Source organism: Bacillus sp. AP8 (assembly GCF_000321185.1).
GTDB lineage: Bacteria > Bacillota > Bacilli > Bacillales > DSM-1321 > Bacillus_AD > Bacillus_AD massilioanorexius.
The window spans coordinates 1-11,184 of sequence record NZ_CAPG01000016.1 but is presented as its reverse complement, the minus strand read 5'-3'; the positions used below and the strand labels follow the sequence as shown (position 1 = coordinate 11,184).

Annotated in this window: 7 protein-coding genes; all 7 read right to left on the bottom strand. The window is 35.2% G+C overall.

Annotation, left to right across the window (positions count from 1 at the left end; all coding sequences use genetic code 11):
- Positions 1-372 precede the first annotated feature (372 nt).
- Positions 373-2,163, bottom strand: coding sequence for an L-lactate permease (locus tag BN349_RS02710; RefSeq protein ID WP_019240738.1), 1,791 nt, complete (start codon positions 2,161-2,163; stop codon positions 373-375).
- Between the two features lie 273 nt (positions 2,164-2,436).
- The gene (locus tag BN349_RS02705) at positions 2,437-3,207 is read right to left on the bottom strand and encodes an IclR family transcriptional regulator (RefSeq protein ID WP_019240737.1); all 771 of its coding nucleotides are present in this window, start codon (positions 3,205-3,207) and stop codon (positions 2,437-2,439) included.
- A gap of 151 nt (positions 3,208-3,358) precedes the next feature.
- Positions 3,359-4,144 (bottom strand): fumarylacetoacetate hydrolase family protein, encoded by a 786-nt coding sequence (locus BN349_RS02700; RefSeq protein WP_019240736.1) that lies wholly within the window; start codon positions 4,142-4,144, stop codon positions 3,359-3,361.
- 374 nt (positions 4,145-4,518) lie between these two features.
- Positions 4,519-6,702, bottom strand: coding sequence for a malate synthase G (locus BN349_RS02695; RefSeq protein WP_019240735.1), 2,184 nt, complete (start codon positions 6,700-6,702; stop codon positions 4,519-4,521).
- A gap of 135 nt (positions 6,703-6,837) precedes the next feature.
- Positions 6,838-8,307: an FAD-binding oxidoreductase gene (locus BN349_RS02690; RefSeq protein WP_019240734.1), complete on the bottom strand. Its 1,470-nt coding sequence runs from the start codon at positions 8,305-8,307 to the stop codon at positions 6,838-6,840.
- A 4-nt stretch (positions 8,308-8,311) separates the two neighbouring features.
- Entirely contained in the window at positions 8,312-9,670 is a 1,359-nt protein-coding gene (locus tag BN349_RS02685) for a (Fe-S)-binding protein (RefSeq protein WP_019240733.1), read from the bottom strand.
- Positions 9,671-10,993: an FAD-binding oxidoreductase gene (locus BN349_RS02680; RefSeq protein WP_019240732.1), complete on the bottom strand. Its 1,323-nt coding sequence runs from the start codon at positions 10,991-10,993 to the stop codon at positions 9,671-9,673.
- Positions 10,994-11,184 lie beyond the last annotated feature (191 nt).

Genomic DNA, 11,184 nt, shown 5'->3' with positions numbered 1-11,184 from the left:
GTTCTATTTGAAAATCTTTANAGGTAATTAAAGCAAAATGAAATAAATAAGAAGAGAAACCTATTTATGCAGTGGAGATAAACGAATCGTTTCTTTAAGTTATTGTAAATAGTAGATTGTATTTACAATAACTTAAAGAAATCGATCGCATTTGAGGAGACAACTATTCATAAAATTCGTTGTCTAATAGAGGAAATCATCGTTGATTAATTTCCGCGAAATATTTCTGAATATTAAGATATCAATACTATAACACATGTGTAATAAAGATGTACATACAATTGTTAGAATTCCTAACATTTTTACAAAAATAATAGCTGACTATGCTTTTCCCATAGTCAGCTAAGGATACCTTTGTATTATTGATAACTTTTACATTACTTTTTTGGATTGTGGTGCATTATATGATGGAAGTGCTCTTAACCTCTTATTATTGGTTGCAATGATATAAATTACAGCAAATGCAATAGCTACAGCTATATAAGAGCCCAGATTAAAGATACCTTTTTGTGAATACCATACTATCGAATAGCCAACTGATCCAGCTAATAATGCATAGTATACAAACGGAAAAATAGTTTTACGTATTATTATACCTTCTTTTCCAACCATTCCCACTACTGCAGATGCGGCAACTACGTTGTGAACACAAATCATATTACCTGCCGCCCCACCTACAGCTTGTAGAGCAACAACCCAGGAAGGATTTACCCCAATTTGTGTTCCAACATTGTATTGGAATAACGAAAACATCATATTACTTACTGTATTACTTCCCGCAATGAATGCACCTAAACCACCAATAAACGTTGCAAAAAACGGCCAAAAATCACCAGCTATAGCTGCTACCCCATTTGCTAATTCTATTGGCATTTTATCATATCCAGCTGCTCCACCACCTGAATTTGTAAATACTTGTACCATCGGAACAGTAAATATTAAAGCAGTAGAAGCTGCAAGGGTTGTTTTAGCAGATTGCCCCCACGCTCTTTTGTATGCGCTTCCATTCATACCATGAATAAAGAAAGTTATAACAGAAACAAGAATTAAAATTGTCCCCGGAGAATAGGCTATTTCCCAAGAAGTACCTATTCCTGAACCAAACATATCATCTACCTTAATAACAATAGACTTTAGCCAACCCATAACAGGTAAGGTTTTTAATCTTGTTAAAATTAAGAAAATTCCGATTAATACGTATGGTAACCACGCTCTAACAATGCTCATACTACCGCTCTTATGAGTCATGCTTTTTATTTCTAATGAACCAGACCATTCAGGATCCCATTTTGATTTTTCTTCAAAATCCCAGACATCATCTTCTTTGGGCATAAGAAAACCTTTTTTAGCTGCAAAAATAACAATTAATAATCCTATCAACGAACCAAATAAAGACGGAAATTCAGGTCCTAATGTATTTGCTACGATTACATAAGGAATCGTCATTGAAAAAGCCGCAAATAATGCAAACTTCCAAACTTTAATACCTTCTGAGAATGATTTATTTTTCCCGAAGAATCTTGTCATTAATGAAACAACGAATAATGGAATTAAGGTACCTGCCACCATATGTAAGATGGATGCATACCCACCTATAGTTGTTACAAGACCTAAAAAATTATCAGTAATACTAGCATCAGCTGACAAACCAGTTTGCACACCTACTAAAACTGGTGTTCCTACTGCTCCAAATGTAACAGGAGTACTTTGAATAACCATACCAGATATTACAGCTGCCATTGCTGGGAAGCCAAGTCCTACTAACAATGGTACAACTACTGCAGCAGGAGTACCAAACCCTGATGCTCCTTCTATAAAAGATCCAAACAACCAAGCAATTATTATGACTTGTATTCGCCTATCAGCTGAGATATCCATAAAACCTTGACGAATACTCTGCATTCCACCACTTTCTTGAAGTGTATTCAAAATTAGAATAGCTCCAAAAATAATATATAGCAATCCAACTGCTGTAACTAACCCATGTATGGACGCTGCCCCAACACTTGCTCCTGGAACCTTCCATACAAATAAAGCTAAACCTACAGCCACCAAATATGATATTGGCATGGCTTTACTAGCAGGCATTTTTAATCCTACTAAAAAGATGGCTACTGCTATAATAGGCAATAATGACAAAAATGCTAACATTCCAGTACTCATAAAACACTTCCTTTCATTAATCTTCTTTCATAACAAAACAATTATTATATCGCCATTCCCAGCTTACTTACATTTCATTATACAAATAAACAGAAATATTTCCATAATATTTCTAAATTTTCTATTATTTTGTATTTTTAACCAAATTATACATCATGAAATAATGCTTATTTTATATTTTGAAATATAGGATTCTATTCAAAATAAAAACTCCTTTCATCATCTTCTAGGAGTCTAAAAACTATAATGCAAATTAAATAAATTTAAAAACATTCATTTATTTTCGTAACCAAGTCGTTCTGATATTTTTCTACTAATATCAATCATTCTTTTTTGTAGTTGCTTCAATCGTTGATGTGTCATGCGAAAAGTAGATCCTGAAACACTTACCGCTGCAACTACCGAACCTATATGATCAAATATTGGCGCTGCAATACAAGTTATTCCATACTCATTTTCTTCCAAATCATACGCATATCCGCACTCTCTAACCTTTACTAATTCTTCTAACAGATCCAACTGATTAGTAATTGTTTTTTCTGTATATGCAGGCATCCCTTTTTGTTCAAGTATTTTTAGAACAACCTGCATTGGTAAATGAGCAAGTATCGCTTTTCCCACTGAAGTACAATGCATTAAGGCGCGTTTTCCTACTTTGAAATGTGTTCTTAATAATTCATTTCCTTCCAACTTTTCAATATAAACAACCTCTCCTTGATCATAGACGACTAGGTGAACTACCTCATTTGTTTCATTTTCTAGTTCCTTTAAATATGGCTGTGCTTCTGTACGTAAATCAATAGACTCTAATAACTTCGAACTAATTTCTAAAAATTTGTAACCTAGTTTATATCGACCTGTGTCTTGATCTTGTTCAACATATTTATATTGTACAAGAGTGGACAATATACGATACACAGAACTTTTATTTATGTCAATTTGATTTGCGATTTCAGTAACTCCTAAACCTGTTTTCTTTAAACTAAGAATTGTAAAAATATCTAGAGCGCGGCTTACTGATTTCACCACATTTTCTCGTTCCAACCTCTACCACCCCCTAATTTTTACCATCCTTTAACTAGAAATAAGAGAATGTCACAAATGGCTCCATTAGACATCCTCTTATTCATTTCCTATTGTTATAATCATTTTCCGAAATCAATTCACATACTTTTCGACACTTTTTTGATCTTTTTTAGATTTCTTGAGATGACACTTTTTCCTCAGCTAATACAAATGAATTACGAAGTGTTCCAATCTCCTTAATCGAACACTCAATAATATCTCCTGCTTTAACAAATTCAGCTCCTACAGGACTACCAGTTAAAATAACATCTCCCGGCTTTAGCGTCATAACATGTGATAAATAAGAAATCATCTTTCTAATAGGCACAATCATTAACTGTGTAGAACTTTTTTGCTTCTCTATTCCATTTAAATGTGCTTCTACCACTACAGTAAATGGATCTAGCTCTGTTTCAATTACCGGACCTAACGGAGTAAATGTATCAAATGATTTTCCAACCATCCAATGTCCTGCACTATGAAAAAACTGTGGTGCTGTCACATCATTTGTAACGGTATAGCCAAAAATATAATCTGTAACCTCTGATTCGTCGATTTCTCTTGCTTCTTTACCAATAATAATAGCAAGCTCGGATTCGAACTTTACTGAATCAATTCCCTTTGGAATCACAATTTCATCCTCTGGTCCAATTACTGAAGATGTCGGTTTAAAGAAAAACACCGGAATTTCTGGTAGTTCTTCAGGAAGTTCTTCTTTATTTAATACGTAATTAGCACCTATTCCGATAATTTGGTTAGGCTCTAATGGTGCTAGAATTTTAACTTCATTGAGCTTATGTACTTTCCCTGTATATGTCCAACTATTAAACATATTACCATTTATTTCACGAATTGTTTCATTATGAATAATACCTTGATAGATTATAGAATCTACCTCGAATCTAATAAATTTCATTCTATTATCCCCCTGTGTTTTTACATCTACTTATTTTATCTGAAAGTGTGAAATACTCTTGTCACTAAGTTAAAGGGTGTCTCCAAAACAACTACCTCAGATGGACACCCTTTACTTTTTTCTAGAGTCTGATTTCTCATACTTTGTTGCCTATGAACAGTGAATTTATACTGAGTAACATTCCGCTCCAGGATGCCCTCTTTTCAATGAAAAATTAGCAGCGCACAGTGAACTGACCTCACCTATCCCTCTACTCAATTCCCCAGGAGTCTAGCACCTTAAGCTTCGATCTACTTTTTATACTCATTTTATTCACTGTACTTATTTAAAACAACAATCTTTAGAAAGCTATTCGTAAGTTAATAACGTTTCACTTATTTTCCTGCTACAGCAAATTTTGCTTTTGCTTCAATTCGACGTTGATGTAAGATTGGTTCTGTATAACCATTTGGCTGGTCATAACCTAGGAATACTAAATCACAAGCTGCTTGGAATGCTACTGAATTATCATAATCAGCACTCATAGAACGATATTCTGCATCTCCAGCATTTTGTTCATCTACTAATTTCGCCATACGTTTTAATGTTTCTAACACTTGTTCTTTTGTCACAATTCCATGATGTAACCAGTTCGCAACATGTTGGCTTGAAATACGAAGCGTTGCTCGGTCTTCCATTAAACCTACATTATATAAATCTGGAACTTTAGAGCATCCTACACCTTGCTCTACCCATCGTACTACATAGCCAAGAATTCCTTGTGCATTATTATCTAGTTCCTCTTGGATTTCGTCCGCAGTCCAATTTGGATTTTCTGCCAATGGCACTGTTAGAATATCATCTCTTAAATCTGTTGCTTGCTTCACTAATTCATTTTGAACATCTCGCACATTTACTTGATGATAATGTAAAGCATGCAGCGTTGCCGCTGTTGGAGATGGTACCCATGCTGTATTCGCCCCTGCTTTTAAATGTCCAATTTTTTGTTTTATCATTTCTGCCATTAGGTCAGGCATTGCCCACATTCCTTTACCGACTTGCGCTTTACCTTGGAATCCCGCTCCTAAACCTACAAAAACATTTGATTTTTCATAGCTTTGTAGCCATACAGATGATTTCATATCATTCTTTCGGATCATCGGACCAGCTTCCATTGAAGTATGCATCTCATCTCCTGTACGATCTAAGAATCCTGTATTAATAAATGCTACACGATCTTTAACTTCACTAATAGCATTCTTTAGATTAATGCTTGTTCTACGTTCTTCATCCATAACACCAATCTTTAATGTATGACGCTCTAACCCTAGCAAATCTTCGATTCTATTAAACAACGTATTCGCAAATGCAACTTCTTTTGATCCGTGCATTTTTGGCTTAACAATATACACTGATCCTTTTGCAGTATTACTAAATCTACCGTTACCTAATAATGTATGTTTAGCAATTAAGCTAGTAATAACACCATCAAGAATTCCTTCATACACTTCATTACCATCTTTATCTAAAATAGCACTAATTGTCATTAAATGACCTACGTTACGAACAAATAAAAGAGAGCGACCATTTAAAGAGAATGACTTGCCATCTGGAGACAAATACTCACGATCAGGATTCATTTTTCTCGTTAATACTTTATTACCTTTTTGGAATGTAGCTTCTAAATCACCCTTCATTAAGCCTAACCAATTGCGATAAACAAGAACTTTATCCTCTGCATCAACAGCTGCAACTGAATCTTCACAGTCCATGATTGTTGTTAAAGCAGCCTCTATTAATACATCTTTAACACCCGCTTGATCATCTTTACCAATAGAATGTGATCGATCAATTTGAATCTCAAAGTGTAAGCCATTATTTTTAATTAAAATAGCTTTTGGTTCATTCACTTCACCTTGATATCCCACAAACTTCTCAGCATCCTTCAAGCCTGTCTTACTTCCATTACTTAAAGTTACAACTACTTCTCCTGATTCTACAGCATATTTCGTAACTTCTTCATGAGATGCATCTTGTAATGGAGCCGCTTGATTTAAGAAGTTCTTAGCGAATTCAATAACCTTTGCTCCACGAACAGGATTATAGCTACCTGCACGCTCTGCTCCGTCTTCTTCGCTAATAGCATCCGTTCCGTACAATGCATCATATAGGCTCCCCCATCTTGAGTTAGCCGCATTAATCGCATAACGCGCATTATTAACAGGAACTACTAATTGAGGTCCTGCTTGTAATGCAATTTCCTCGTCAACATTTTCTGTTCCAATTTGAAAATCTTCTACTTCATCTTCTAAATAACCAATCTCCTGTAAAAATGACTTATACTCACTTGCATTAATTCCTTCCTTATGATCTTTATGCCAAGAGTTAATTTTATTCTGAAGTTCATCTCGAAATGCAAGAAGCTTTTTATTTTCTGGTGTTAAATCTGAAATAAGCTTTTCAAACCCAGTCCAAAATGAATCAATTTCAAGTCCGCTTTTTAAAATTGCCTCGTTATTAACGAAATCATAGAGCTCTTTTGCTACCTGTAAAGACCCAACTTTTACATAATCAGTCATTTAAAATTCCTCCCCATCTTACCTTCTTTATTGTTTGTTATTACGAAACACTGTTTTATAATTGTTTTAAAAAATATATCATAGATTTATGGGAAAATTCAATAATTTTTCCAAAATATTATAATAATCTATTAATTATATAGATTTTAAGACCGCTTGCTTCGCTTTTAATTCTTGCTTTATTTCTACACATCGTCCTGGTGTTGGAAACAACTTACCTGCATTTAATAAGTCATCAGGATTAAACACTTCTCTAATATTTGTTTGTGCGATGATTTCTTCATCAGTAAAGACAAATCTCATCTCTTCTCTTTTCTCAATACCTACACCATGTTCACCCGTTATCGTTCCACCAACCTCAGCGCATACTCGTAAGCAAGCACTGCCGGCCTCTAACGCTGCCTCTGTTTGACCCGGTATTCTGGCATCGAATAATACGAGTGGATGTAAATTCCCATCTCCGGCATGAAATATATTAGCAATTCGTAATCGTGATTGTTTACTAATTTCCCCAATCTTTTGTAATACTTCCGGTAATTTACTACGTGGTATAACGCCATCCTGAACTAAATAGTCAGCTGAAATAGCCCCCATAGCTCCGAATCCGGTTTTTCTGTTCGCCCACCAGCTTGCTCTTTGCTCCTCATTTTCAGCAACTTTTACCTCACGAACATTTCTATTACGACAAACCTCTAGTATTTGCTCAATTTGTTCATCTATTCCTGCTGCAATACCATCTACTTCAATTAACAAAACCGCTTCAATATCACGCGGATGGCCTACAGGAAACGCTGCAGATTCTACTCCTTCAATAGCTGTGGCATCCATCATTTCAAGTGCAGCTGGTACGATCCCAGAAGATATAATATCTGAAACAGCTTGACTGCCATCACTTACATAATCGAAATACGCTAATACAGTTTGTTTTGCTTCAGGGTTTTTCAATATGCGAACAGTGATTTTCGTTACAATTCCTAATGTTCCTTCTGATCCCGTTAATAATCCTAATAAATCATAGCCTGGTTCATCAGCTATTCCTTGATTCCCAATTTCAATAATTTCTCCATTAGGAAGTACAAGCTCAAGACCAAGAATGTGATTTGTTGTAACACCGTACTTTAAGCAATGTGCTCCTCCAGCATTTTCTGCCACATTCCCACCTATCGTGCAGCAGGCCTGACTCGAAGGATCTGGTGCGTAATAATAGCCTTTATCAGAAATGGAATTCGTTAACTTTAAATTTATATAACCAGGTTCAACAACTGCTCGACGATTTTCATAATCTACACTAAGTAAACGTTTCATTCGTACTAAACTGATAATAACTTCCCCATTTAGTGGAATAGCTCCTCCACTTAAACCTGTACCAGCTCCTCTAGCTAAAAAAGGAAGATTATGCTCATGACAATACTTAACAACCTTTGAAACCTCTTCTGTATCCTTTGGAAATACAACTGCTCGTGGTAATGCTTTGTATATTGTGAACCCATCACAATCATAAGCAATTAGATCTTCTTCATGATATAAAATAGAGCGCGGACCGCTAACGAGCTTCGCTAAACCTTGGATATGAACATCCTTACTCTTTATTTTTTTCATGGTCATGACACTATTTTCCTCCTTTCATCTCTTCCTCTTTCTGATAAGCCCAATCCAATAATTGAATTGTATGAACAACCTTCTGACTACGTCCATACTTTTGTACACCCATTGCCATTTGTAGCATACATCCTGGATTGCCCATGGAAATCATTTCTACGTCTTCTGGAACTTGTGACATCTTATTCTCTAGTACAGCAGAAGCCATTTCTGGATTAGTAATATTATAGACGCCCGCACTTCCACAACAACGATCTGCGTTAGGCATTACTACCATTTCTACACCTGGTATATCAAGTAAAAGTTCCCTTGGCTCTTTCCTAATTCCTTGCCCATGTGCCAAATGGCAAGCATCGTGATACGTAATACGAGTGTTCATTTCTGTTTTTGGCTTTTCGTAGCCAGTATCATATAGATATTTTGAAATGTCCTGTACTTTATTTGCAAACTCTACAGCTTTATCGTGCATAATAGCATCTTCTCTAAATAATTCTGGATATTCTTTTAGCATGCAACCACATCCTGCAGCATTTACAATTATAGTTTCAGAATCTTCAAACGCTTCTATATTTTGCTTTGCTAGCTTTCTTCCCATTTCACGATCACCAGCATGTACGTGCAACGCTCCACAGCATGTTTGTTTTTTAGGAATTGTCACATCGTTACCATTACGTGTAAGCACATTAATCGTTGATTCATTAATATCACTAAACATTACATCCATAACACATCCGGTTAAGAAAGCTACTTCATTTTTTGTTTCATTTTTTGCTTTTATAACCTTTTCGTTTTTATATTTATTTCTTACAGATTGCTTAACCTCAGGCATTACAGCTTCCATATCAATTAAATGTTGGGGCATTACTTTCATCAAGCCAGTTTTTCTAGCCACCTTCTGCAAACCACTTTTTTGATAAAATTTCAATAAATTTCCTACTGTGTTTAAACGATTTGGATGTGGAAACAATCCTTCTAGCATGAATTTACTTACTGCACCTTTCATACCTGTTAATGGAATAGCTTGCCGCACTTGGCCTCTTGCTTCCTCTATTAAACCGCCTACATCAACGTCAGCTGGACAAGCGGTTGTACAAGCCCGACAATCTAGACAAGCAAAAACTGGGTCCATAAACTGCTCGTTCAAATTAAGTTTACCCTCTGCAACGGATTTGATTAAATATACTCTTCCTCTTGGAGAATGCTGTTCTTGACCTGTAATTTCATATGTAGGGCAGGATTCTAAACACATTCCACAATGAACACAATCAGCCCACTTGTTCTCATCAGGAGCATCATTATAAATATAGTTACTCAAGCTCGTATCAGAACAAGTAACTGTTGGTATAAAATGTCCTTCTTTCGTACTCATTTAAATCCCTCCTACGAATCTCTTATAATTAAGAACGTTGTTTGGATCTACCTTAGATTTAATCCCTTCTAATAAAAAGAAATGAGATGGTTTATCACCATATACTTGAATCTTTTGACGTTGTACGTAAGGGAGATGAGTGATTACTACATACCCTCCTAACCCTTTGACAAATTCTCTTAAATCGACAATTGCTTTGACCACATTTTCATTTTCACCCTTCATATAAGCAAATCCAATTCCATGTCCTAAGCCACCATGAGCATCGATATTTATATGATAGGCAGATTGGAGCTCTTCCATTTTTTTTATTACAGGTAGAACATCTAAATTCTTTATTCCAATTTTAAGAGTAGCTTGTAATGCGGTTTGATTTATTGGATTGATTCCATTTGGACCGCTAGTAGAAATATTCTCCCAGAACGACTGAGCTTCTTTTTGTTGATAAACTCTAATCTGACAAGTGTCTGGTTTCATTTTATGAAGCATGTCTACTTGAAAGTTAACAGAGCTTTCAACATCCTCAAAACCTATAGCTAACGTATATTTTTTCTCACCAGTTAAACGTTCAGACATTTGTACATTTAATAATTCTAATGAGATTGGCTCTAAGGTAGAATCTAGTATTTGTGTTGCTAATAAACGGATATCACTTAAATTTTGTTCATGTGATGATACTAGAGTTAACTTTTCACTTTTTGCCAACGGACGTAGTTTTAATGTTATTTCTGATAAAACCGCTAATGTTCCCATTGAACCAATAAAGAGTTTATTCATATCATATCCCGCGACATTTTTAACAACTTTCCCACCAGCTCGAATAATACGACCATCTGGATATACTAGTCTCATTCCAATAACAGAATCCCTTGCTGAGCCATACCCTAATCGTTTAGGTCCACAGTCATTCGTAGCAATAATTCCACCAATAGTTGCCTTCTCCATCCATTTTGCATCCAGGGCAATCATTTGATTATGTGTTGCTAAATAATTTTGTAGCTCCTTATAAGGTGTTCCTGCTTTTACAGTGATTGTCATATCACCAACAGTATGTTCTACAATTCCTTTATACTCTGATAGTGACAGGATAAGATCGCTAGATTCAATGAGACCTCCAAAACCTCTTTTCGTCTCTCCTCCTGCTACTACAATTTTTTTCCCCGAGTCATTAGCAAACTTTACAATCCTGCAAATCTCTTCTTCTGTTTGTGGAAACACTTTTACATCGCCATTGTTTCCTAATAAATGCTTACCTTCTTGAGAAACTACCCTTTCTTCTCCTACTATTCCCTTTAAATTTGTAATGATTTCCGCAACAGTCACTTGCTCACCCCTCTGTGTTTCTTATTACAAAACAGCGTTTCTTTATCTTCATAAAAAATGTAAACATTAGTAATCTTTACAAATGTTTACATACATTTAACCATCTCGACTTCTAAATTTCAATTACTTTTTACTAAACTAAAGTAAAATTATAAATATTCTATATTAATAACATTATTGAAAAAACAAAA

What these genes read in the sequence shown, in the direction of transcription:
- BN349_RS02700 (WP_019240736.1), bottom strand. Translation starts at nt 4,144, where the DNA reads ATGAAATTTATTAGATTCGAGGTAGATTCTATAATCTATCAAGGTATT.
- BN349_RS02710 (WP_019240738.1), bottom strand. Translation starts at nt 2,163, where the DNA reads ATGAGTACTGGAATGTTAGCATTTTTGTCATTATTGCCTATTATAGCA.
- BN349_RS02690 (WP_019240734.1), bottom strand. Translation starts at nt 8,307, where the DNA reads ATGACCATGAAAAAAATAAAGAGTAAGGATGTTCATATCCAAGGTTTA.
- BN349_RS02695 (WP_019240735.1), bottom strand. Translation starts at nt 6,702, where the DNA reads ATGACTGATTATGTAAAAGTTGGGTCTTTACAGGTAGCAAAAGAGCTC.
- BN349_RS02685 (WP_019240733.1), bottom strand. Translation starts at nt 9,670, where the DNA reads ATGAGTACGAAAGAAGGACATTTTATACCAACAGTTACTTGTTCTGAT.